Genomic DNA, 22,440 nt, shown 5'->3' with positions numbered 1-22,440 from the left:
TTGGCACCGGCCGCGTATTCCGGCGCTCAGCGTCGTCCAGTCGGACGCCTCTTCGGGGATCGGGGGCGAGAAAGGCGCGTCGGTTCCAAGGGCGTAAACCCCTCTACAGAGAGGATCGCCAAGAGAGCCAAGAGCGCCAACGGCGCGACAGAGACACCCCGTAACCGCCGTCATTCGCAGGAGAACATAGATGCCTGACAACGAGAACGATCAGATCGGTCAGATTGAGCCCATTTCGCTGCAACAGGAAATGTCCCAGTCCTACATGCAGTTCGCCATGAGCACCATCATGGCCCGTGGGCTGCCGGACGTGCGCGATGGTCTCAAGCCCTCACAGCGCAGAATTCTCGTCGCCATGCGCGACGAGAACCTCACCCCCGACAGGCCACACTCCAAGTGCGCCGCTATCGTCGGGGAAACGATGAAGACCTACCACCCGCATGGCGACGCGTCGATCTACGACACCCTCGTGCGCATGGCCCAGGACTTCAGTCAACGCTATCCTCAGATTGACCCCATGGGCAATTTCGGGTCGGTGGATGGCGACCCCGCCGGAGCGCCGCGTTATACTGAAGCGCGCCTTTCCGGCGTCGCCATGAACATGCTGGAAGACCTCGACAAGGACACCGTGGACTTCCAGCCCACCTATGACGAGCGGAACCAGGAACCCGTGGTTCTGCCGTCGATGTTCCCGAACCTGTTGTGCAATGGTTCGCAGGGGATTGTCCCGGCGTATGCCACGAATATGGCGCCCCATAATGTGTCGGAAGCCGTGGATGCGTGCATCGCCGTGCTGGACAATCCGGACCTTAGCACCCATGATCTGATGAAGCTCATGCCGGGGCCGGATTTCCCGTCGAGGGGTTTCATCCTCGGCACCAAGGGCATCCGCAGCTACTATGAGACCGGGCGGGGCTCGGTAGTCATGCAGGCCCGCGCGGTCATCGAGCCGCTGGACCGCAACCGCACGGCGATCATCGTCACCGAACTGCCCTACCAGGTGTCGAAGGCCGCACTGCTCATGCAGATCGCGGCGCTCGCGGAAGAGAATAAGGTCCAGGGGATCTCAGACTTGCGCGACGAGAGCGACCGCAAGGGTATGCGGATCGTGATCGAACTCAAGCGCGACGCCAACCCCAATGTGGTGCTGAACAACCTGTATAAGCGCTCACAGTTGCGGACGAACTTCGCCGTGAACATGATGGCGCTGGTGCCGGTTGCAGGCAGCCAGGCCGTCGTGCCGCGTCTGCTGAGCATCAAGGACTGCATCAAGCTCTTCCTGGCGCACCGGCGCGAAGTGGTCACGCGACGCACCCGGTTCCTGCTCAAGGAGGCCGAGGACAGGGCGCACATTGTCGAGGGCCTTCTGAAAGCTCTGGATGTCCTTGATCAGATCATCGCCATTGTCCGCGCCAGCGACAACCGCACCGCCGCCCGGCACAATCTCATGCAGGAGTTCGGGTTCTCCGAACGCCAGGCAGAGAGCATTCTCGCCATGCAGCTGGGCCAGCTCACGCGGCTGAGCCGCATTGAACTCGAGAAGGAGATGTCGGAGCTTCAGGAGGCCATCACCCGGTACAACGAGATCCTGGGCTCTGAGGAGAAGAAGTCGGAGGTCATCAAGGACGAGCTGCGGCGGGTGAAGCGCGAGTTCGGCGACGACCGCCGCACGCGAATTATCCCCGGCGAGGCCGAAGACATCAGCATGGAGGACCTGATCGCGCAGGAGGACATGACGATCACCATCACGCGCGACGGGTATATCAAGAGGCTTCCGGTAGACACATATCGCCTGCAGAAGCGCGGTGGCAAGGGGATCGTGGCGCTCAACAAGAAGGAGGAGGACACGGTCCGCGACCTGTTCGTGGCCACCACCCACCACACCATGCTCTGTTTCACGGATCGGGGCACGGTGCACCAGCTCAAGGCTTACCAGGTGCCCATGGCGAGCCGCACCTCGCGGGGCACGCCGATCATCAATCTCGTGCCCATCGAGCAGAGCGAAGTCATCACCGCGATGATCCCCATCGAGAGTTTCGACATCGGTGGGTACCTCGTGATGGTCACCGCCGGCGGGCTCGTGAAGAAGACCGCGCTCGCGGAATATGACACGAATCTGCGCGCGCGGGGTCTCATCGCCATCAACTTGCGCGATGAAGATCGGCTCAACTGGGTCATGTGGTCTGACGGCAACAAGGACATTATGATCTCCACCCGCGACGGCAAGTGCGTGCGGTTCGACGAGCGCCACGTGCGCCCCATGGGCCGCAATGCAGCCGGGGTCAATGCCATCACGCTGCGTCCAGGGGATGCCATCGTGGCCACCGCCGTTGTGGACAAGGACGACCCGCGCGACCTTCTCGTGGTCAGCGAAAAAGGCCTTGGCAAGCGCACCCCCCTGTCTGAGTACCCCGCCAAGGGCCGCGCAACTCAGGGGGTTATCACTCTGAACGTCACGGAGAAGACGGGCCCGGTCGTTGGAGTGCAGGTGGTGGAGCCGGACGACGAGGTCATGTGCATCACTTCGGCAGGGGTGCTGATCCGGGTGCCGGTAGAGGAAATCCGCCAGACGGGGCGCAATGCCCAGGGCGTGAAAGTGGTCTCTCCCACCGAAGGCGCCGTGGTCAGCGCGGTCGCCAAGGTGGTGCGCTACGCGGCCGAAAGCCCGGCAGACATTGCGGGAAGCTGAGCCGCGAAACCCATTCCGGGATTCGGGCGCCAAATGTGCAAATGAGGATTGCCTGAGAACAGTTAGAGCTCTGCATAGACTTAGGCGAAAACCATTCAATTGCGTCTTTGGAGCTCAATAATCTCACACAAAAGCCGCCAGAAGTCGGTTGACGGTGCCTTTGCCGGGGTTTATAGTAAAGCCCTGTACAGGATGGGCCCGCCAAAGCTACACAGAGCGTCAGCCCTGACAGGCTGGCGCTCTGCAGTCCCGGCACACCCCGCAGGGACCCAGGAATCACCCCGGCGAGCGGACTCATCCCTCTTTCCTCGGCTCATCGGCTGGTCCACTCAGGGAGGTTGGCGATGGTCTCGGACACCGACGGAACACGTATCGAATTGTCGGAGAACGCCATCACGGTTCTCGAGCGCCGCTATCTCAAGCGCGATGAGCACGGGAAGGCCGTGGAGACTCCGATGGACATGTTCCGCCGCGTCGCCGGGAACATCGCGCAGGCCGACGCCCACTATGGCGCCAGCCCGGCGGAAGTGGATGAACGCGCCGCAGAGTTCCTCGGGATCATGCTGCGCCGGGAGTTCATGCCCAACAGCCCCACACTCATGAATGCCGGGCGCGAGTTCCAGCAGCTCTCCGCCTGCTTCGTGCTCCCCGTGGAAGATTCCATGGAGAGCATCTTCGAGACCGTGAAGAACACCGCGCTCATCCACAAGAGCGGCGGCGGCACCGGCTTCTCCTTCTCCCGCCTGCGGCCGAAGGATGACATCGTCAGTTCTACCAAGGGCGTCTCCAGTGGTCCGCTGTCCTTCATGCAGGTCTTCGATGCCGCCACGGAGGCCATCAAACAGGGCGGCACCCGGCGCGGTGCGAACATGGCCGTGCTCCGCGTGGATCACCCGGACATCCGCGAGTTCATCCAGGTCAAGAACGACCTGACCAAGCTCACGAATTTCAACATCTCCGTGGGCCTGACCGAAGAGTTCATGCGCAAGGTCCGAATCGACGGAACGTACGAACTCATCAACCCTCGCAACGGCGAGGCAGTGGAGAGTGTGCGTGCCCGGGAGATCTTCGATCTCATCGTGGACTGCGCCTGGGAAACCGGCGAGCCGGGGATCATCTTCCTGGACCGGATGAACGCAGCGAACCCCACCCCTGCCGTGGGCGAGATTGAGAGCACCAACCCCTGCGGCGAGCAGCCCCTCCTGCCGTATGAGTCCTGCAATCTCGGTTCCATCAATCTTGGCCTGATGACGAAGGGGCCGGTGCTGTCCGCGGAGATTGACTGGGAACGGCTCCGTTCTGCGGTGCACACCGCCGTGCGGTTCCTGGACAATGTCATCGACATGAACAGCTTCCCGCTGGAACTCATCGCGGAGCGGACCCGGGCGAACCGCAAGATCGGCCTGGGCATCATGGGCTTCGCCGACTTGCTCATCCAGATGGGTGTGCCGTACAACACCGAGAAAGCTGTGGATGTGGCCCAGTCGGTGATGAAGTTCGTACGCGACGAAGCCCGGGCGGCATCCGAGCAATTGGCCGAAGAGCGCGGGGTCTTCCCCAACTGGGACCAGAGCGTTTTCAACAGCGGCAGTCCCCGCAAGCAGCGCAACGCCACCACAACAACCATTGCGCCCACCGGCACCATCAGCATGATTGCCGGTTGCTCCAGCGGTTGCGAGCCTCTGTTCGCCGTGGCCTTCACCCGGCGCGTCCTCGACGGTGACGAACTGGTGGAAGTGAGTCCACTGTTCGAGCAAGTGGCCAAGGATCGGGGCTTCTACACGCCGGAACTGGTGCGGGAGATTGCGGCGCGCGGTTCGCTGGCGGACATCGCTGCAGTGCCGCCAGACGTGCGCAAGGTGTTCGTCACCGCCCACGATGTGACGCCGGAGTGGCACGTGCGCATCCAGGCGGCCTTCCAGCTGTACACGGATAATGCGGTCAGCAAGACCGTGAACTTCCCGCACGACGCCACCCGCGAACAGGTGGCCGAGGTCTACAATCTGGCTTACGACCTGGGCTGCAAGGGGGTCACCATCTACCGCGACGGGTGCCGGGAGAACCAGGTGCTCAGCACCGGGGCAACCGAGAAGGCTCATGCACCAGCTGCATCGCCCATCACCGAACCCCGCGCTCGTCCAGACCTGATCACCGGTACAACCCGCGCAATGGTTACCGGCTGCGGGAAACTGTATATCACCATCAACGAAGACGAGGCTGGGCCCTTCGAGGTCTTCGGCAACATGGGCAAGGCCGGCGGCTGCGCGGCGAGCCAGACCGAGGCCGTCGCTCGCCTCATCTCACTGGCATTGCGCTCGGGGATCAAGCCCGAGCACGTGGTCCAGCAGCTGAAGGGGATCAGTTGCCACATGCCCGCCTGGCTGCCTGGAGGAGGGAAGATCCTGTCGTGTGCGGATGCTTTCGGGAAGGCTCTCGAGCGGTGCATCCGCCCAGACGGCGGCCAGCTTTCCATCGACTTCAATGGCGACAGCTTCGGGCATCTCGGCGCATGTCCGGAATGCGGCGGGCCGCTGTACCACGAATCCGGCTGCATCCTGTGCCACGACTGCGGATATTCGCAATGTGATTGACGCGGCGCGAAGATACTGCCAAAGCAAAGGGCCGCCTCCAGGTGGAATTGGAGGCGGCCCTTTTCATACCAGGTGTGCCGGTGGGCTGCAGCGTTTCGACAGGCCGTGCTCAAGAAAAAGCGCGTCACGAGGCCCGTCTCACAATCGGCCTTCTACTCCGCCAGCTCCGCAGGGGGTTGAAAGTCGCTATCGTGGGCCAGCTGCGTCGCCCGGTAGAGGCTCTCGGGGGTTCCTGCGTCTGACCAGTCGCATTCGATCACATCGTACCGCAACTGCCCCCGCCGCAGGTACTCATTCTGCACGTCGGTGATCTCGTACTGGTTGCGTTCCGACAGCTCGAGGGTTGGGAGAATCTCCCACACCTGCGCGTCCATCATGTAGACGCCGATGACGGCATACGGGGAGGGCGGGCTCTGGGGTTTCTCGATCACCCGCACGATATTGCCCTGCGCGTCCAGTTCCGGGACCCCGAAACGTTGTGGGTCGGGTACCTGCTTGAGCAGAATGCGCATGCCCGCGCCCTGCTCCTGGAAGCGCTCCACGTGGGGGCGAATACTGCCGTTGAGAATGTTGTCGCCCAGCATGAGAATGCAGGAATCACCGCCCACGAAATGCTCGGCGCAGCGCAGCGCGTCGGCGATGCCGCGCGGCTGGGCCTGGTAGGCGAAATACAACTGTCGCAGGCCGAAGTCGCTGCCGTCGTGCAGAAGCTCAAGGAAATCGCCGGGACTGTTGCCTCCGGTGACGATGAGAATATCGCGCACGCCCGCATCCACGAGCGAGTGCAGCGGGTAGTAGACCATGGGGAATCGCCAGACGGGGAGCAGGTGCTTGTTGGTCACCCGCGTCATGGGTCGCAGACGGCTGCCCAGCCCTCCGACGATGATGATGCCCTTCATGGGTCACGACCTCCCTCGGGAGACGACGGACGCTCGAGCCGGGGACCGGCATCCCGCAGCGACCGCTTGCGGTCGACACGGGTGCCTGTGCCCAGCTCGGTCAGTGGGTACAGGCACCAAGCGTCCGTAACGGCGCGAACTCGGATGCCGGTCCCCCACCGGCCGGCGAGAACCTCACCCGCGGGCCTGGGACACCATGTCCAGAAAATACTGCTGCACCCGTCGGTCTGAAGTCAACTCCGGGTGAAAGGCAGAGGCCAGCAGGGTTCCCTGCCGCGCCATCACGATGCGGTCGCGGAAGGTGGACATGACCCGCGTATCCCCGAACACGCGGGTGATATACGGGGCGCGGATGAAGACGGCGCGCACCGGCCCGCCGTGGATCTCCGCGCATTCCAGGTCCGTCTCGAAACTGTCCACTTGCCGCCCGAAGGCGTTCCGGGCGACCTCGATGTCCATCAGGCCCAGGCGCCACTGGTCGCTCCCGACGATCTCCTTTGCCAGAAGGATTGCGCCGGCGCAGGTGCCCCAGATCGGCTTGCCCTGGGCGTGGAGTTCGCGGATCGCGTCGCCCACGCCGAAGCGGTCGCACAGCTTGCCAATGGTGGTGCTCTCGCCGCCCGGTATGATCAGGCCGTCGCAGGCCAGCACGTCTTGCACCGTCTTCACCGCGGCCGCGTCGCAGTCAAGTTCGGACATGGCGGCCACGTGCTCGCGGAAATCCCCCTGGAGGGATAGTACTCCCACGCGGAACTTCATCCGTTTCAGCATCTCCTTGTCACGGAGTGGGCCCGGCGTATACATCGAAACCGGCAATCCCGTCTCTTGTCAGATTCGGGTCGGGAAGACCCGTCACAGCGGGTCGCAGGGAAGACGCAGCCAGGTATTTCGCGTGTCCATCGACGAAGAGATAATTGCGCGCCCCGTCCCACTGCCACCACCCGTCCATCACCTGCGAATGGGGAGCCAGCCATTCGGCCACCAGCACCTTCTGAGCCGGAAACACCACGCCCGCAAGAGACTGGGTCACGCATGGAGGACTGCCCGGGCCGTACAGGTCGGTGGTCGTCATCACATTCACCTGGGCGGGTGTGTGATAGAACGCTGCACTGTATGCGTACGATGTATGATCCCATCGCTCCGGCGCCAGCGGATCGCTGGGACAGACGAGAATGTTGGCGCTGACTTTCACCGAGCGGTTCGGGTCGTTGGGCGCTGCCGGATCGCGGCGCAGTCCCTGGTACAGGTAGGTAGCCAGCGGCCAGCGCCAGCGCCTGCCCATCCACAGGGCCGGGTCGTCGGCGTTAGGAAAACAGTCGTCATAGTCCGTCATATACATCGCGAAAGCGGTGCCGATCTGCCGCAGATTGGACATGCAGGTGGTCCTCTGCGCCAAGTTGCGCGCCCTCGAGACCACGGGAATCAGCAGCGACACCAGAAGGCTGATGATCGCCAGCACCACCAGGAGCTCCGTCAATGTGAAACCTGTTCCCGTGCGGCTCACAGTGTCTTCCCCTATTGTTCGGGCCCGCCGACGACTGCGCCCTGTCTGATAAGCTCCTTGCGAATGTCTTCTATCGGCACTTCCGCCGGGTTCATGTTCCGGTCGGCCGCGAGCGCCGCCACAACCCCCGCGCCCTGCCCGGAAGTCCAGCAGACATGGATCTCGCGCATCGGCTCCTGCGCCTCGTGATCGCAGGACAGGCTGCGCCCCGCAGAGAGAAGGTTCGGCACATTGCGGCTCACCAGCGATTGCCGCGGGATGTCGAAGGCGATACCCTCCTTGCGGAAGTCATTGCCCCGCGCCACCGAGTCAGGATGCCGGAAGTCGTACTCCGCAGCGTCCTTGCCGGTGATCACGTAACTGCCCATAAGCCGGCGGCTGTAGCGCACCCCGATCTGTGGTGCGATGTCAATGAGCCAGCAGTGCTCAAAGCCCGGCATCTCCTCGCGCAGCATCTTCACCGCAGTGCGCGTAGCGTCGCGTCCTTTCATCTCGATGCGCGTGAGTTCCCACGGGTCCAGCGCGTCGCCGGTAGTGACCACCTGGTTATTGCCCCAGACAACCCCCGCCTGGGTCTTCTCGCAGGCCATGGGACTCAACCCCAGGAAGCCCTCCCAGCCGCCGGCGACACGGATACGCTCGTGCAGTTCGGAGATCCGCTGGGCGTCCTCACGACGGGCCTGCTGCCATTTCGGGACATCGACTCCGCCGAGACGGAAGCAGACGCCGATGCCGAAGTCCGACTTCTCGAACTCCGCGCCGGCGGCATGGCCGAGATCGAGATCGCCCGTGGTGTCTACGAGCATCTTGGCTCGGAAAGCCTGCTTGCCCGCCTTGGAGACGGCAACCACCGCGTCGATCTTCCCATCCTGCATGACCACGTCGGAGCACCAGCTGTGCAGGAGGATCTCAGCCCTGGCTTCACGCAAGAGGTCCACGGAGACAGACTTCATGCCCTCGGGGTCGAAGTACCAGGAGCTCTCCTCAGAGCTGCGCATCACCGCCTCGCCCTCGTGGAGCAGGCGATCGCGGAACTCGAGGCCGATGCCGCCGATGATCTGTCGTCCGGAATCACGGAATCGCGGGATGACGAGAACGAGGCCGCCGGTCGCGAGGCCGCCCAGGCAGTTGTAACGCTCTACGAGCAGGGTCCGCGCCCCGAGTTTCGCGGCGGCGTATGCGGCGGCAGTCCCCGCCGGTCCACCACCGCACACGAGGACATCCACTTCTTCGACCACGGGCACATCAACGGCGGGAAGGGTCACATGCTGAGCCATCTCGCGGCTCCTTCCTCGGTCGTATCTGTGGGGCATGCGAAAAGCTCCGCGGACCGCACGGCCCGCGGAGCTTGACTCGCAGTCCATCGGGGCCTGCAACTACAGGCCGCGGCGGAGGGTTAGGCCTCGCCGGCTTTCTTCAAGAGCGCCTCCCACTTGCGGTCGGTGTACTCCTGGATGCCCTTGATGATCTCGGCGCCATCCTCGCCCTTGAACAGGTGCTTGAAGCGCCCCTGCCGCTTGAGGAACTCCTCAACCGGCTTCTTCTCCTTGGGTTTGTATGTGATCTTGTACTCGCCGTTCTCCACCTCATACAGCGGCCAGATGCAGGTGTCAGCCGCGAGCATGGAGATATCGACGGTCTCGGACGGATCGCAAAGCCAGCCCAGCGGGCAGGGTGTGAGCACGTTGATGAAGCTTGGGCCTTCGGTGGCGAAGGCTTTCTCGGCCTTGCCCACGAGATCGCGCCAGCGGCCGGGGATGCTCTGGGCCACATACGGCATGTCGTGGGCAACCATGCACTCGGTCAGGTCCTTCTGCACCATGGTCTTGCCGGGGATGACGCGTCCGGCGGGACTGGTGGTTGTGTGTGCGCCAAGAGGCGACGCGCTGGACCGCTGCACGCCGGTGTTCATGTACGCCTGGTTGTTCAGACAGACGTACACGAAGCTGTGGCGGCGCTCAACGGCTCCGGAAAGGGCCTGGAAGCCGATGTCATAGGTGCCGCCGTCGCCGGCAAAGGCGACGAACTTGTAGTTCTGATCGGGGTCGATCTTGCCCTGGTTCTTTAGGGACACGTACATCGCTTCGAGCCCGGAGGCAGCGGCCGCCGCATTCTCGAAGGCGATGTGGATCCACGGCACATTCCACGCGGTATACGGGAAGATGGTCGTAGACACTTCAAGGCAGCCCGTGGCATTTGCAACCAGGACCGGGTCCTCGGTGGCCATGAGGATCTGGCGGACGGCGATGGGCTCGCCGCAGCCGGGGCACAGCCGGTGGCCACCAGTCAGGCGCACGGGGCTTTCCGACAACTGCTTGAGGTTCTTAGGCATCTGTTTCTCGCCCTCCTTACCCGCGGACGCCCACGTAGGACACGGGGTCTGCCGGCTGGCCGGTGGTTTTGATGTCATTGAGCTTGCCGTACACATCGGCGATCTGATCGGGGCGAATCTCGCGCCCGCCAAGACCGTAGATGATATTGACGCACGGAACGTTGGCGCCGCGAGTGTACATCGCAGCGGCGACTTCCGAGTACAGCGGGCCGTAGCTTGCGCCGTAGGAAGCCGCACGGTCAAAGACCGCGACAGCCTTGCAGTTGCGCAGCGCCGCGACGATCTCCGCATCCGGGAAGGGGCGGAAGACCCGGAGCTTCAGCAGCCCGGCCTTGACACCCTTGGAGCGGAGGTCCGCCACGACGTCCTTGCACATGCCGGCGGTGGAGCCAAGAGCCACGACGGCGACCTCGGCGTCCTCAAGATCAACGCACTCCATCAGTCCGTACTCGCGTCCGAAGGCCTGGCCGAAGCGTTTGCCCTCTTCGATGATCGCTTCCTTGGCATTCGGGTAGGCGCTGAGCTGATTGCGCTTGTGCTCGAAGTAGTAGTCCCACAGGTCCAACGGACCCACAGTATAGGGGTTCTTGATGTCCAGCAGCGGCCGGACGGGCTTGTACGGGCCGATCCATTCCTGCACCGCCGCGTCCTCTTCGACCTCCACCATTTCGTAGGCGTGGCTAACGAAGAAGCCGTCGATGCAGTTCATCGAGGGCAGGCGGACATCCTCACGCTCGGAGATGGCAACGCACTGAATGCAGTTGTCGTAGCCCTCCTGGGCGTTCTCGCCGTAGATCTGGATCCAGCCGCTGTCACGAGCGCCCATGCCGTCGGAATGGTCGCAGTGAATATTGATGTTCCCGGACAGGGCGCGGTTGACCAGATTGAGCACTACGGGCTGGCGCAGGGAGGCAGTGATGTAGAGAATCTCCCACATGAGCGCAAGACCGTTGGCGCTGGTGGCGTTCATGACCCGGCCACCTGCAGCCGCTGCGGCGGTGCAGGCGCTCATGGCCGAATGCTCGCTCTCCACGGCGACGAAGTTCGTCGTCACCTTGCCGTCGGCGACGAACTTCGCGAAAGTCTGTACGATCTCGGTCGACGGCGTGATCGGATAGGCCGCCACGACGTCGGGGTTGATTTGCCGCATCGCTTCGGCAATCGCGTTATTGCCTTCGAGCGGCATGACCTTACCCATTGCGTTTCCTCCTGTCTTGAAACCGGCAGCCCGGGCGCTCGGCTCGGTTCGAGTCTCTCGCCCGGCGCGGCGGCCTAGTTTTCGTCCTCGAAGTCGGTCTCAGGCTTCATCTCGATGCACTTCACGGGGCAGATGGCTGCACACACGCCGCAGCCTTTGCAGTGAACCAGGTCGTACGGGATTCCACTGACCTTCTGATCGATGACCTTGATCGCGTTGTCGGGGCAGTAGATCCAGCACTGGAGACAGTCGATGCATTTTTCGTCGTCGCGGACGGGGCGGAAAGTGCGCCAGCCGCCTGTCGCGTACTCCTCGGCGTTCCCCGCCTGGGGGATCACGCCGCCGGCCGCCATGTCCTGCCAGCCTGCGGTCTTGGAATAGACGCGGTCGCTCATCCTACCTGAACCTCCTCGTTGGCCCGGGTGATCGCCTGCATGTTGCCCTCGAGGACGGCTTCAGAGAGCTTCGTGCCCAGCTGCTTGCGCACCGCAGCCTTCGCGCCCTCGACGGTCACCAGGTCGCTGACCTTCGCAAGCGCGCCCAGCATGGGCGTGTTGGGAATGTCGCGCCCCACGGTGTCCAGGGATATCTGCGTGGCGTTCACGGTGCAGACCTGGATGTTCTGCTTTGCGATCTTCGCGCGCACTTCCTCAGGGGAGTCGCCCGTGTTCACGATGACGATGCCGCCGTCGGGAACGCCGTCCGTCACGTTCTCGCTTCCGAGGAGCGTTGAGTCGAGCACCACCACGACCTGCGGGTGCAGCACGGCGCAGCGCAGCCTGATGGGTTCATCCGAAATCCGCACATACGACTTCATGGGCGCACCGCGACGCTCGGCCCCGTATTCCGGGAAGGCCTGTACGTTCCAGCCGTCCTCAGCCGCGGCGATCGCGAGGATGTAGCTGGCCGTCTTCGCGCCCTGTCCACCCCTTCCGTGCCAGCGTACCTCATTCAGTTTTGCCATGCTCTTCCTCCTGTGCTGACCGGCGAGGCTCGCCGGTCTCGCGTTGAACCGATAGCCTGATGATGCAATCCGTGAGCCGCCGGACCTGCCGCCGGGCGCCCACGCGAAAAGGCCCGCTCGCCCCTGGGCAAGCCGAAGACAGGGGCAGCGGGCGGCCCTACAGCTTACCATACTATCATACACTCTGGGCAGCGACTTTTGAAGGGGTATTTGCAGGAAGCGGGCGTTGGAAGACGCTGCTAAACAAAGAGCGGCTGCGCGCTTCACGAGGCAGGACCCGACGTCGCGTTCCTGTGTCCTTCGCGAACCGGGCGCCTGTCCACGCTTCCCAGGCAATCTTGAGAGCGCATTGGGCACAGGAACTGCCTTCGGGCCAGGCTTGGAGTCGGATGCCAGCCCCCAAGAGCCTCGCTTCCCTCTAGCCTCAGAACTCGAACTCCATGTCGAACAGGCCGCCAGTCAGGCGCACCGCAACGTGCCGCCGCGAAATCTCGATCCGCAAGAGTTTGACCTCCAGGAACAGCGCCTTCGCCAACATCGTCCGGGACTGATCGAAGATCATGTGCAGCGCGTCGGGATCGCAATGCGCCTGCCCGCCGACCTCGCGCGGAAACAGGAGCTTGCCCGGCCCGTATGGCAGTGAAAGCGGCGTTCCCGAATTGCTGAAGCTGCCCTTCGAGCCCTCGGGGAAGAGGAACTCCAGGTCGCCGCGTTTCAACAGGTCGCGCTCAAGATCAGGCGGTAGTTTCAATTCGAACAGGTGGATCAGCTCGTGCACGGGAAACCGCCCAGAGCCGGCCTCCCGTGCGGCATTGATACGGTCGATTGCGATATGAGCCTTTTCCTTGAGGCCCGCGGGCGCGTATCCAGCCATAGTCAGTCTCCCATGGGACGTCTGCCCCGCAGAGCCCGGGCAATTGTCACCTGATCGGCGTAATCCAGATCTCCGCCCATGGGCAGGCCCTGGGCGATGCGCGTCACCGTCACCTGAAGTGGAAGCCCCTCGATCAGCTTGCGCAGATACTCGGCCGTGGCGTCCCCGTCCACGGTGGGACTCGTGGCGAGGATCACCTCGACAGGCTGCAGCCGCATAATCCGCTGCAGCAGGGCGTCGATATGCAGGTCCTCGTGCCCTGTGCCGTCCAGTGGCGACAGTGCCCCGCCGAGAATGTGATACAGGCCGCGGTATTCCCCGGAGCGTTCCAGGGCCATGAGATCGCCGGGTTGCTCCACGACACTCAACACCGATTGATCACGCCTCGGGTCCTGGCAGATTGGGCACAGTTCGTCCACCGAGTAATTGAAGCACTCGCGGCACTCGCGCAGCGCCCGGCGGAGCTCAAGGATCGACTCGCCGAGGGACTGCACATCGTGGGGGTTCATGCGCATGAGATGCATCGCCAGCCGCTGGGCGGATTTCGGCCCAATGCCCGGCAGACGCTCGAGCTCCTGCACCACCCGCTCAAGAGGCGCGGCGTAGCGAAGCATGGTGGGTACTCTTTCGCGTTTGATCAGAAAATGTTAGGCAGGTCCAGGCCCAGGGCGCCGAAAGGGGTGGCTCCCACGAGCTTTTCCTTCTTCAGGGCGAGCGCCTTCTGGATCGCGTCCCGCACCGCGGCGCAGACGAGGTCCTGGAGCAGCTCAATGTCCCCTTCGGCCATGGCCGCCGGGGCGATCTCAACGGACAGGACCTCGCCGGAGCCGGTAATCTGCACCTTCACAGCGCCACCGCCCGCGGAGCCTTCGAGGGTCGTGCGGTCAAGCTCCTCGATGGCGCGGGTGATGTTCTCCTGGATTTGCGCGAACTGGTTATTGAACACGGACTGCAATGGGTTCCTCATTCATTCATCCCCATCGATTTCCTGGCTGCCTTCGAACAGCATCAGGGTGTTGGCCACCGCCTGATCCAGCGTGGGCGGGGGTGGCGCTTCGGCAGGCTCCGGCGAACAAATCTGCTCGGCAACCTGGTTCACTTGCGGTTCTGTCGGGTCAGGAGCATACTCCTGCTCATAGACGTCCGGCGGGGCCTCAGCGGTCTCAACCGGCGCGGGTTCCGTTGCAACAGGCGGCGCCTGAACCGGTTGGTCGGGCGCCGGGGCCTGGGGCAGTACTTCGCCCAGCCGGCAGTCTATGGTTATGGCCTGCCCGAAGAGGCGCTGCAGAGCCATCTCCACATCTGCCTTGTACTTGTCGCGCACCTGGTTGCAGTGAAATGCATGACGGTCGCTGAAACCCAGGACCACCACGCCGTCGGCATAGCTGATCGGTATGGCTTCCTTGATGATCGCCGTCACCGGCATCTTACCCATGCGCTTGAGTTCGCCCTGCACGTCTCCCCAGTGTTCCTGGAGTGCCTGCAGGGATACCTCGCCCTGCGAAATGGGCTGAATGGGCGGCATCGGTCGCGGCTGGTGTCTCGGCGGGGCGGCATGAAGCGGCTGCCCTGCAGGTCCGGGAGTGGCAGCCTGGGGCCTTGCCTGGGACACCTGCGCCGGCCTGCGGGGTGCAGGTGCCGCTTCGGGAGCCTGACAGAGCCGCGTCACCGTTAGTTCCAAGAGAAGCGCCGGCTGATTACTGGAGCGCAGCTCGTTCTGGGCGGTTGCAAGGACCCGCACGGCCTCCAGCAGCCGATCCGGACCCAGCGCCCGAGCCTGCGCGACCATGCGCTCCCGGCCCTCGTCGCCCGAAAGCCGCCAGGCCGAGGGCTCGCTGTTCAGGCTGATCCGCAGCAAATCTCGCAGGTAGAGGGTCAGGTCGGCCATCAACTGGGCGACGTCCTTGCCCGCGGAGACCACGCGATCCACCAGCGCGAACCCGCCGGGCACATTTTCCCCGACCATGAGATCGGCAACTTCCGCCAGCGTCTCGGCCTCCGTGACCCCCAGCACGGTATTGACGACCTCGAGGGTCACTGCGCCTTCGGTGTACGCCACCACCTGGTCGAAGATACTCTCGGCGTCGCGCATGGCACCCTCGCCTGCTCGGGCGATTGCCTCCAGCGCGGCGGGCTCTGCCTCGATACCCTCCTCCCGGGCAATCATCGCCAGGGCCTCGGCCGCCTTGGCAACGGGGATCGGACGGAAATCGAAGCGCTGACAGCGGGACAGGATCGTCGCCGGGACCCGGTGGGACTCCGTGGTGGCCAGGACGAAGAAGCTGTGGGCCGGCGGCTCTTCCAGCGTCTTGAGCAGCGCGTTGAAGGCCTCGGTGGTGAGCATGTGCACTTCGTCGAGAATGTACACCTTGCAGCGCGCCTCGGCCGGGCTGTACTTCACCTTCTCCCGCAGCTCGCGAATCTCATCAATGCCCCGATTGCTGGCAGCGTCGATTTCGATGACGTCCATGGCCCGGCCGTTCTGAACAGCCTGGCAGAATTCGCAGACACCGCAGGGCTCCGGAGTCGGACCGTTGACGCAGTTCAGGGCTTTCGCCAGGACCCGGGCGGTGGAGGTCTTACCGGTGCCACGCGGGCCCGAGAACAAGTAGGCATGGTGGATGCGCCCGGTCCGCACCGCGTTCATCAACGTGCGGCTCACGTGTTCCTGCCCTACCACATGCTCGAACCGCTGTGGGCGGTACTTCAGGCTGAAGGATACATACGACATGGGTCTCCAAACCCCCGGGGGGTCTGATTGTGTGAGAGCCGGCCGAGTGATCGCCGACAGTTATTCCTTCCCTTTACCCGCCGCTTACTCCTCCCACACTGCGGTACACAACAGCAGCCCGCTGAGGATCACCCGGGGCAGCACCGTCTCAACCGCCCGGCTCGCGAGGTACAACAGGCTCGCGGTCATGGCCACATCCGGGGTAGTGAACGCGGGCGCGGCCGACCTCACCCGGACCTTCGTGAATCCGTTACGCTCCAGCAATGCCCGCAGACCGGTTGCCGAGTAGACCACGCGCCGGGTCTCGGGCTTGAGCAGCAGGCCCACGTTTTTCATCGTGCCGCCGCTGCTCTTGGCGGCAATGACCCGCCGCGCGAAGTTGGCATTGGGTGTGGAGATCACCAGCACCCCGCCGGGCTTCAGCTTCTCGCGGCACCACTGCGCAGCCATGTCCGGGATCGGCACCCGCTCGATGAAACTCGTGAGCACCAGGGCATCCACCCGGGGGACTGAACCGGGCTCGGCGAGGGAGCGGACCTGCCGCACGCTCCGACCTTTGGGGTCGTTGGACAGACCAAGATCGCTGGCGATAATGCCGCCGGGACTGATCTTCGACAAAGCCCGCAGGATCTGGCGTTCAATGCCCGGTCCTGCGCCCCGCAGGCTCTGCAGGAACTGGGCGAGACGTTCGGGCTCGCTTTCGAGCTTTCCCGCGCCCGGCATTGGATTGAGATAATAGGAAGCACACCGGTCGCACAAGGCGTAGCGGAAGTCACCGGCGGGGAGCACGGTGGCGACGAACTCGTGTTCACAGGCAGGGCAGCGGAACTGCATAGGGCAGCACGTGTGAAAGGGGCGCAGCATAGGTGCTGCGCCCCTGAAATAACTGTCGTGCACCCGCCGTCGATAGCGCCACCCAGGCGTTACCCTCGCAGCCAGCTCCGGCCAGGTGATCCACGGCACAAGGGACGGGTTGCCTACCGCTGCTTCCTTCCGGACCTGACGGGGTTCAGCAATGTCCCCTTGCGTGGGACCCAACCTTCAACACCGCTTACGGGGGTCAGACCCCAAATGACGAAACCTCGGGCGGGAATTCACCCCCACTAAAGCGGATTGTGGGTACAGGGCACCGCTAGTTCCCCGGCTAGCACGACAGAAAGCGGTCGGTGAGCAGCGAATTCCCGGCGCGCCGCATTTCGCCGAACAGGACCATCCCGCAACTGCAAATCCCTGGCCGATCTGTGATATGGCGGAGAGGGTGGGATTCGAACCCACGTGCCCCTTGCGGGACAACACGCTCTCCAGGCGTGCACCTTCGACCACTCGGTCACCTCTCCGCGAGTTCGGTCGCCAGGGAACGCAACGTCAGACTTTGCGCCCGCCGGTCGGGAGAGACAAGGGCGGGCCTTCGCGGCACAACGCAGCAACCTTCGCAGACGGGGTAGATCATGGCGGAGAGGGTGGGATTCGAACCCACGAGGGAGCTTTCACACCCCCTACACGATTTCGAGTCGTGCGCGATCAACCGGACTCTGCCACCTCTCCGCGCCATCCGCCATCTCTTGTCTGTCGCTGCGTTTCCTACAGTTGGCGGCCCCGGGCCGATTCGAACGGCCGACCTTCAACTTAGGAGGTTGCTGCTCTATCCTTCTGAGCTACGGGGCCGGCGCGGATAACAAAAAAGAGCCATGGGCCATGGCCGGCTTGTGCCCATAGCGCATAGCTCAACAGACCATCAGAGTAAGTGAAGCTGGCGCGCCGGCCGCGATTCGAACGCGGGACCTTCGGCTCCGCAGGCCGACGCTCTATCCACTGAGCTACCGGCGCACTCGGTTCCACTGTTCTTGTCTGATGGTACGCCCGCCGCGATTTGAACGCGGGACCTTCGGCTCCGGAGGCCGACGCTCTATCCAGCTGAGCTACGGGCGCAATCCCTTGTCAACACTGGCGGAGAGGGAGGGATTCGAACCCTCGGCGGACCTTTCGGCCCGCAATCGCTTAGCAGGCGATCACCTTAAGCCGCTCGGCCACCTCTCCGCAAGCTTGGATTTGCCAACATAGCACAAACCCGCGGGACTGTGCAACCTGTTTATTCGGCCCAGTCGCAGCAGCCGGCATATACTACACCATCCCTTAACCTGTGGGAAGGCCGATCTTGTTGCGGCACCAGTGACCTGTGTGTATAATTCATGGCGTGGTTTTCGCACCAGACCGGGGATGCGCGCCGGTTCGATCGGGCAGTTGATCACTCGCCGGCCGATAGCGGTGGCCTGGGTCCCATGCTCGCCGAAACGGGGCGCCTCCTGACCTAGGAGTGCCAACATGCCCGATTTTCCCAACCCCTTCAGTGGCAAGACCCCCGACCGTCTGCTCACTCTGCGTGAACTCACGCGCGCGATAAGACTGAACCTCGCTGCCGAAGAGGAAGCAGTCAGCCTCTACGAAGCCCACGCCGACGCCACCGATCATCCCCTGGCGAAACGCGTACTGCAGGACATCGCCAACGAAGAGCGCGAACACGCGGGTGAGTTCCAGCGGCTTCTCACCATCCTTCTGGCGGATGAGCAAATGTATCTGGATAACGGCGCGGCCGAGGTGGACGAGATGGCCGGGCTCCTCGGTGGAGCCGGCGCATCTGCCGCAGAAACCGCGCCGGCCGTCAGTGAGGAACCCGCAGGACAGGAGCCCCAGAACCCGCAGACGCCGCCGACCATCGGCTCGCTGCGCTGACACAGTCGGACACTCAGACAAGGCCATCCGAACGGAGGCAGACCAGAATGAACGGAGATTTTCTCGCTCGTGGTGACGCGCCATTCGGCCCCGAGGTCTGGCAGAGGATCGACGATACGGTGGTGGGCGCGGCCACGTCTCAGTTGTCGGCACGCAAGCTGCTGGAGATCGACGGCCCCTACGGCCTTGGCCTGAAGAGCATACCCGGAACCGACCGGCCCACCGGTTCCAGCGAAGGCGCCGTCCTGGGGTTCAGTCCCACAATGCCCGTTTCCACCATCCAGGCGGAGTTCACCATTCCCGTGCGGGATATCGCGAACTTCGAGAGTACCGGGATTCCCTTTGACACCTCCGCGGTCGCCCGGGCCGCGCTGGATTGCGCGCGGCAGGAAGATGACCTGATTTTCAACGGCAGTAAGGAAATGGGCATCCCCGGCCTGCTCAGCGCTGACAACGTCGCCAGCGTGAGCCTCACGGAGTGGAAGGAGCCGGGCGACGCTTTCGACAACATCCTGCAGGCCGTCAATGCACTGGACCAGGCAGGCCTCCATGGCCCGTACTCTCTGGCCCTGACGCCCGCACTTTTCAACGGCCTCCACAGACGCTATCCCCAGGGCTCGATGACCGAGATGATGCACGTGGCGCAACTTGTCACGGGCGGCATCGTCAAGGCGCCCGCGATCAGTGCAGGCGGGGTGCTGGTGGCCGTAGGCAAGCAGTATGTGTCTATTGTGCTCGGGCAAGACCTGATGACCGGGTTCATCGGTCCGGAGGCCGGGCAGCTCGCTTTCTTCATCATGGAAAGCCTGGCGCTTCGCATCGCCAACCCGTCGGCGGTCTGCGTCATCAAGTAGCCTTGCGGTCTGTGAATCACAGGCGCCGGGGCCACCTGGCAATGGGGGACTCGGCGCCTGTCAGGGTGCTCCCGAGGCGCCCGGAACCCGCCGACCTGAACCTGTGTTTGAACCAATCGGGCCTTGGTACTGTCCAAAGCATCGGTGAGTTCCATCGTGACACGCTGGCAATTCCTATTCCTGGTCGCCCTCGTGGCGGGCTGGCTGCTCTCTCTTGCGGCCGGGCCCGCCCTTGCGGCTTTGCCCGGAGCTTCTCCGGACTCGGCAAATTCTGCTTTCAGCGCCACCCAAGGCAATTCGGTGGCGCCGAAAGTGGTGCCTCTACAGGACACCCCAGCGGACGTTGCCGCCGGGGGGAAACTCCTGACCACGCCTCGCGCCCGGGTGGTCCTGGGTGCGCGCGTGTCGGATCCCCGGGAGGTCGTGGACCGCTCGGGCCGGCGCCGCTGCGTGTTCAGCCTGCGATCCATGGTCGCCGGGATCGTGGAGTTCCTGTTCCCCGGCACCGACTTCTTCCGCCGCGGAGCCCCTCTTTTCCGCATCTATGACCCGGGTGTCCTGGCCGACCTGACCGCCGCCGAGCAGGCGATGCGCGGCTATGAGGTTCGCCCGCTGGTGATCGCCCGGACGTCCCGGGCCGGCGAGGCTGCAGTCCGCGGCGAATTCCCCTCGCCCACCACCAGGCCCAGGGCACTGCGCATCGCGCGTCTGTCGCCCCAGGCAGGGGTCGCCAGTCAAGTCGTCCAGCCACCCGTGGAGACTGCCGCGCCTGCGTCCCTTGCGGATGAGCCCTCGTCCGCGCCTGCACCGAAACCCCGCACCAGCCTCAAACCCGCGCCTGCGCCGCCGCCGTTGCCGAAGGTCGACCTCGGCCCCTACCGCGACGCCGTTGCTGACGCGCGCGCCTCGGTCAGTCGCGCACAGCAGAAGCTCGCACAGGCCCAGGAAGACTTCGACGCGAAGAAGAAGCTTGTGGACCTCGGCGCGCTGGCCCAGGACTGCCTGGATGAGTCCGCGGCACGCCTCGCAGACGCAACCATCGCGCGGGCCGATGCCGAGGCCCGTCTGGCCACCGCCCAGGACTTGCTGAGCGCCCAGGAGAAGCGGGCGGCCCAGGCCGCGTCCGCCGCCAAGACCGCTGCACAGGTTTCCGATGTCCAAGTGATGCTCGGTTCGGGCCAGGAGCCCCAGACTCCCGGCGCCAATCGCGTCGCCCGTGCCGAGAAGCCGGCTCCCCGGGTTCAGATGGAGTCCGGCGTCGAGGTTATCCGCGGGATTCCCCAGTCCGAGGGTCCCCGCAGGGCCCGGCCAGTCTCTTACCCGGACCCGCCCGTGAATCGCAAGCAGTCGGCCCCCCCGGCGCCCACCCAGGCTCGCCCGGCAGCAACCACGACAATCGCAGCGGTCCCCTGGATACCCACAGAAGAGAGCGGCCGCAGCGAGTCCCTTCCCCGTGCCGGATCACGCCATTCCGCGTCAGCCGAGGGAGAGTACGTCACCAGCCGATTCAGGCCGTTGCCCCTGCCGAAGGAACTCGATCGGCTCTCCGAGCAGCGCTGGACTGAGTACCAGGCGCCGGCGGACGGTTTCGTACTCGCACGCAGCGCTTCCGGCGGCCAGCTGGTCCAGGCCGGGCAGGAGATCATGCGGGTCGTCAACACCCAGTGGGCCGTGGTCTACATGAATATCCGGCCCGAAGACGTGGACCGCTTCGACCCCGGCACCATCGCCACGGTGTCTTTCGACGACTACCCGGGCGTTCAGTTTGAGGGTTGGATCAACGATGTGCGCGCGGAACCGGGCTCCGATCACCTGCGCGCGGAGATCGTGGTTTTCTGCAAGACCGGCTACTACGGCACTGATGCTGTCGCCACTCTGCAGTGGCTCGCGCTGGCAACACCGCTGGATCAGAATGGCGACCCGCACCCCCTGGAGCCGGTGATCATTGGTTCCCCCGACAGGCAGTATGACCGCGACCCCCTGGCCGGTCTGAGCCTCGTGCCCCGAGGTATCTGGGCGTTGGGCGTGCCGGATGAGGCCCTGGAGCGCTCGGAAAGCACCTACGAGGGGCAGTTGCAGATCACCGAGCTTGAGGCATCCGGCAGCAGTCCGGTGCAGGACCCTGAGGCCCGCAAGCGCCTGGAAACGCTGAAGCGCTGGCGCGAGGGCTTTGTGGAGGGCATGGTGCGCACCCAGTTCGATCAGGGTGTAGTGCTCACTTACCCCAAGTCCGGGGAGATTCGCCGGGCCATTGAGCGCATGGCCACGGGTCGCGTGAGCAGTGTACCGAACCGCTGCGCGCGCACCATGCGGGAAGCCCTCGGCTGGGGCCTCGGGGATGCACACGTCTGGGCGCGCCTGCTGCCTGGTAAGGGCTATATCCCCCGTGCCGACGGTCTCGCGCGTCCCGGTGACATTCTCGTCTGGCCTTTTACGTACCCGCCTCGCGGGACTCAGCACATCGGAATAGCGGTTCAGCAGAACGGCAGGCTCATGCTGCTGTCAAATCTTTCCGGAACGCTGGGTACAGTTCCCATTCAGCCAGGCTACCTGGCGTTCTACAAGCCCCTGTAAAAGAAGGCGCGTCCCGCCGTCCGCCCCATCCCGCCGGCCGTCGTCGGTGCCCCGGGTTGACGCGCGGGGTTGACGCCCCGGGTTGACGCCCCGGGTTGACGCCCCGGGTTGACGCCCCGGGTTGAAACCCGGGGCTTTGGGCCTTCGGCCGGGCGTCCTGAGGGACGCAAAAGCCGAGAAGATTGCCTCGTCTCCAATAAGGACCGTCGAAAGGACCACCGACCGGGACGGTCGGACGACGCGATTGGTGGGGACGGTCGACGCCGTTTGTCATCCAAGGCCGTTCGCCGTTGCCGTTTGCCGTCCAAGGCCGTTCGCCGTTGCCGTTCAGCCCCGAAGGGGCGGCAGTGTCTTGCCACCAGCGTAAGCTGGTGGAATCAGGCCCCTCCTTCGAGATTATGAGAGCCCCCGAAGGGGGCGGCAGTGCCCCGGGTTGAAACCCGGGGCTAGGGGCCTGCGGCTGGGCGTCCTGAGGGACGCAAAGGCCGAGAAGATTGCCG

At 64.2% G+C, this 22,440-nt stretch carries 18 protein-coding genes, 6 tRNA genes and 1 other RNA gene; 5 read left to right on the top strand and 20 right to left on the bottom strand.

The window, feature by feature from the left end:
- Positions 1 to 190 precede the first annotated feature (190 nt).
- Together gyrA and HPY44_06855 are read left to right on the top strand one after the other, a co-directional pair.
- Complete coding sequence (gyrA, locus tag HPY44_06860; GenBank protein ID NSW55711.1) at positions 191 to 2,689, top strand: DNA gyrase subunit A; 2,499 nt, start codon at positions 191 to 193, stop codon at positions 2,687 to 2,689.
- Between the two features lie 344 nt (positions 2,690 to 3,033).
- Complete coding sequence (locus HPY44_06855; GenBank protein NSW55710.1) at positions 3,034 to 5,280, top strand: vitamin B12-dependent ribonucleotide reductase; 2,247 nt, start codon at positions 3,034 to 3,036, stop codon at positions 5,278 to 5,280.
- A 152-nt stretch (positions 5,281 to 5,432) separates the two neighbouring features.
- Here HPY44_06855 and HPY44_06850 read toward each other — a convergent pair whose 3' ends face one another.
- The 20 genes from HPY44_06850 to HPY44_06755 all read right to left on the bottom strand — a co-directional run bounded on the left by HPY44_06850 (position 5,433) and on the right by HPY44_06755 (position 17,819).
- Positions 5,433 to 6,179 (bottom strand): NTP transferase domain-containing protein, encoded by a 747-nt coding sequence (locus HPY44_06850; protein ID NSW55709.1) that lies wholly within the window; start codon positions 6,177 to 6,179, stop codon positions 5,433 to 5,435.
- A gap of 174 nt (positions 6,180 to 6,353) precedes the next feature.
- Complete coding sequence (gene pdxT / locus HPY44_06845) at positions 6,354 to 6,938, bottom strand: pyridoxal 5'-phosphate synthase glutaminase subunit PdxT (GenBank protein ID NSW55708.1); 585 nt, start codon at positions 6,936 to 6,938, stop codon at positions 6,354 to 6,356.
- Positions 6,939 to 6,957: 19 nt separating this feature from the next.
- A complete protein-coding gene (locus HPY44_06840; GenBank protein ID NSW55707.1) occupies positions 6,958 to 7,683 on the bottom strand; it encodes a type II secretion system protein in 726 nt (241 codons plus the stop codon).
- An 11-nt stretch (positions 7,684 to 7,694) separates the two neighbouring features.
- Positions 7,695 to 8,960 carry an FAD-dependent oxidoreductase gene (locus HPY44_06835; protein ID NSW55706.1) on the bottom strand — a complete coding sequence of 422 codons (1,266 nt, stop codon included), beginning with the start codon at positions 8,958 to 8,960 and terminating at the stop codon, positions 7,695 to 7,697.
- Positions 8,961 to 9,079: 119 nt separating this feature from the next.
- On the bottom strand, positions 9,080 to 10,015 hold the full coding sequence (locus tag HPY44_06830; protein ID NSW55705.1) for a pyruvate ferredoxin oxidoreductase: 936 nt from the start codon (positions 10,013 to 10,015) through the stop codon (positions 9,080 to 9,082).
- A gap of 16 nt (positions 10,016 to 10,031) precedes the next feature.
- Positions 10,032 to 11,213 (bottom strand): pyruvate ferredoxin oxidoreductase, encoded by a 1,182-nt coding sequence (gene porA / locus HPY44_06825; protein ID NSW55704.1) that lies wholly within the window; start codon positions 11,211 to 11,213, stop codon positions 10,032 to 10,034.
- Positions 11,214 to 11,287: 74 nt separating this feature from the next.
- Positions 11,288 to 11,608 (bottom strand): 4Fe-4S binding protein, encoded by a 321-nt coding sequence (locus HPY44_06820; protein ID NSW55703.1) that lies wholly within the window; start codon positions 11,606 to 11,608, stop codon positions 11,288 to 11,290.
- Positions 11,605 to 12,177, bottom strand: a complete 573-nt coding sequence (locus HPY44_06815; protein NSW55702.1) for a 2-oxoacid:acceptor oxidoreductase family protein — start codon at positions 12,175 to 12,177, stop codon at positions 11,605 to 11,607. Before HPY44_06815 ends, HPY44_06820 begins: the two co-directional genes overlap by 4 nt.
- 424 nt (positions 12,178 to 12,601) lie before the next feature.
- Positions 12,602 to 13,051, bottom strand: a complete 450-nt coding sequence (locus HPY44_06810; protein ID NSW55701.1) for a hypothetical protein — start codon at positions 13,049 to 13,051, stop codon at positions 12,602 to 12,604.
- A gap of 2 nt (positions 13,052 to 13,053) precedes the next feature.
- Positions 13,054 to 13,665, bottom strand: a complete 612-nt coding sequence (gene recR / locus HPY44_06805) for a recombination protein RecR (protein NSW55700.1) — start codon at positions 13,663 to 13,665, stop codon at positions 13,054 to 13,056.
- Between the two features lie 23 nt (positions 13,666 to 13,688).
- Positions 13,689 to 14,018, bottom strand: coding sequence for a YbaB/EbfC family nucleoid-associated protein (locus HPY44_06800; protein ID NSW55699.1), 330 nt, complete (start codon positions 14,016 to 14,018; stop codon positions 13,689 to 13,691).
- Positions 14,019 to 15,782, bottom strand: coding sequence for a DNA polymerase III subunit gamma/tau (dnaX, locus tag HPY44_06795; GenBank protein ID NSW55698.1), 1,764 nt, complete (start codon positions 15,780 to 15,782; stop codon positions 14,019 to 14,021).
- A gap of 84 nt (positions 15,783 to 15,866) precedes the next feature.
- On the bottom strand, positions 15,867 to 16,616 hold the full coding sequence (locus HPY44_06790; protein NSW55697.1) for a methyltransferase domain-containing protein: 750 nt from the start codon (positions 16,614 to 16,616) through the stop codon (positions 15,867 to 15,869).
- 55 nt (positions 16,617 to 16,671) lie between these two features.
- Positions 16,672 to 16,935: signal recognition particle sRNA large type (gene ffs, locus HPY44_06785), an RNA gene on the bottom strand.
- Positions 16,936 to 17,029: 94 nt separating this feature from the next.
- Positions 17,030 to 17,119 (bottom strand) — tRNA-Ser (locus tag HPY44_06780).
- Between the two features lie 112 nt (positions 17,120 to 17,231).
- Positions 17,232 to 17,327: transfer RNA gene (locus HPY44_06775), tRNA-Ser, on the bottom strand.
- A 43-nt stretch (positions 17,328 to 17,370) separates the two neighbouring features.
- Positions 17,371 to 17,447: transfer RNA gene (locus tag HPY44_06770), tRNA-Arg, on the bottom strand.
- A gap of 86 nt (positions 17,448 to 17,533) precedes the next feature.
- Positions 17,534 to 17,609, bottom strand: a tRNA-Arg gene (locus HPY44_06765).
- A gap of 25 nt (positions 17,610 to 17,634) precedes the next feature.
- Positions 17,635 to 17,711, bottom strand: a tRNA-Arg gene (locus tag HPY44_06760).
- Between the two features lie 16 nt (positions 17,712 to 17,727).
- Positions 17,728 to 17,819: transfer RNA gene (locus HPY44_06755), tRNA-Ser, on the bottom strand.
- Between the two features lie 285 nt (positions 17,820 to 18,104).
- On the opposite strand from HPY44_06755, the gene HPY44_06750 reads away from it, so the two are divergent.
- From HPY44_06750 to HPY44_06740, 3 genes are all read left to right on the top strand, one after another.
- Positions 18,105 to 18,512: a demethoxyubiquinone hydroxylase family protein gene (locus tag HPY44_06750; protein ID NSW55696.1), complete on the top strand. Its 408-nt coding sequence runs from the start codon at positions 18,105 to 18,107 to the stop codon at positions 18,510 to 18,512.
- Positions 18,513 to 18,559: 47 nt separating this feature from the next.
- Complete coding sequence (locus HPY44_06745) at positions 18,560 to 19,366, top strand: bacteriocin family protein (protein NSW55695.1); 807 nt, start codon at positions 18,560 to 18,562, stop codon at positions 19,364 to 19,366.
- Positions 19,367 to 19,522: 156 nt separating this feature from the next.
- Positions 19,523 to 21,940 (top strand): HlyD family efflux transporter periplasmic adaptor subunit, encoded by a 2,418-nt coding sequence (locus tag HPY44_06740; protein NSW55694.1) that lies wholly within the window; start codon positions 19,523 to 19,525, stop codon positions 21,938 to 21,940.
- Positions 21,941 to 22,440 lie beyond the last annotated feature (500 nt).

Source organism: Armatimonadota bacterium, from assembly GCA_013314775.1.
GTDB lineage: Bacteria > Armatimonadota > Zipacnadia > Zipacnadales > JABUFB01 > JABUFB01.
The sequence above is the reverse complement of the archived record's forward strand: the minus strand, read 5'-3'. Positions and strand labels throughout refer to the sequence as shown.

Excerpts from the sequence above, each read along its gene's own strand:
- gyrA (NSW55711.1), top strand. The coding sequence starts at position 191 with ATGCCTGACAACGAGAACGATCAGATCGGTCAGATTGAGCCCATTTCG.
- HPY44_06855 (NSW55710.1), top strand. The coding sequence starts at position 3,034 with ATGGTCTCGGACACCGACGGAACACGTATCGAATTGTCGGAGAACGCC.
- HPY44_06850 (NSW55709.1), bottom strand. The coding sequence starts at position 6,179 with ATGAAGGGCATCATCATCGTCGGAGGGCTGGGCAGCCGTCTGCGACCC.
- pdxT (NSW55708.1), bottom strand. The coding sequence starts at position 6,938 with ATGAAGTTCCGCGTGGGAGTACTATCCCTCCAGGGGGATTTCCGCGAG.
- HPY44_06835 (NSW55706.1), bottom strand. The coding sequence starts at position 8,960 with ATGGCTCAGCATGTGACCCTTCCCGCCGTTGATGTGCCCGTGGTCGAA.
- HPY44_06830 (NSW55705.1), bottom strand. The coding sequence starts at position 10,015 with ATGCCTAAGAACCTCAAGCAGTTGTCGGAAAGCCCCGTGCGCCTGACT.
- porA (NSW55704.1), bottom strand. The coding sequence starts at position 11,213 with ATGGGTAAGGTCATGCCGCTCGAAGGCAATAACGCGATTGCCGAAGCG.
- HPY44_06820 (NSW55703.1), bottom strand. The coding sequence starts at position 11,608 with ATGAGCGACCGCGTCTATTCCAAGACCGCAGGCTGGCAGGACATGGCG.
- HPY44_06815 (NSW55702.1), bottom strand. The coding sequence starts at position 12,177 with ATGGCAAAACTGAATGAGGTACGCTGGCACGGAAGGGGTGGACAGGGC.
- HPY44_06810 (NSW55701.1), bottom strand. The coding sequence starts at position 13,051 with ATGGCTGGATACGCGCCCGCGGGCCTCAAGGAAAAGGCTCATATCGCA.
- recR (NSW55700.1), bottom strand. The coding sequence starts at position 13,665 with ATGCTTCGCTACGCCGCGCCTCTTGAGCGGGTGGTGCAGGAGCTCGAG.
- HPY44_06800 (NSW55699.1), bottom strand. The coding sequence starts at position 14,018 with ATGAGGAACCCATTGCAGTCCGTGTTCAATAACCAGTTCGCGCAAATC.
- dnaX (NSW55698.1), bottom strand. The coding sequence starts at position 15,782 with ATGTCGTATGTATCCTTCAGCCTGAAGTACCGCCCACAGCGGTTCGAG.
- HPY44_06790 (NSW55697.1), bottom strand. The coding sequence starts at position 16,616 with ATGCAGTTCCGCTGCCCTGCCTGTGAACACGAGTTCGTCGCCACCGTG.
- HPY44_06750 (NSW55696.1), top strand. The coding sequence starts at position 18,105 with ATGCCCGATTTTCCCAACCCCTTCAGTGGCAAGACCCCCGACCGTCTG.
- HPY44_06745 (NSW55695.1), top strand. The coding sequence starts at position 18,560 with ATGAACGGAGATTTTCTCGCTCGTGGTGACGCGCCATTCGGCCCCGAG.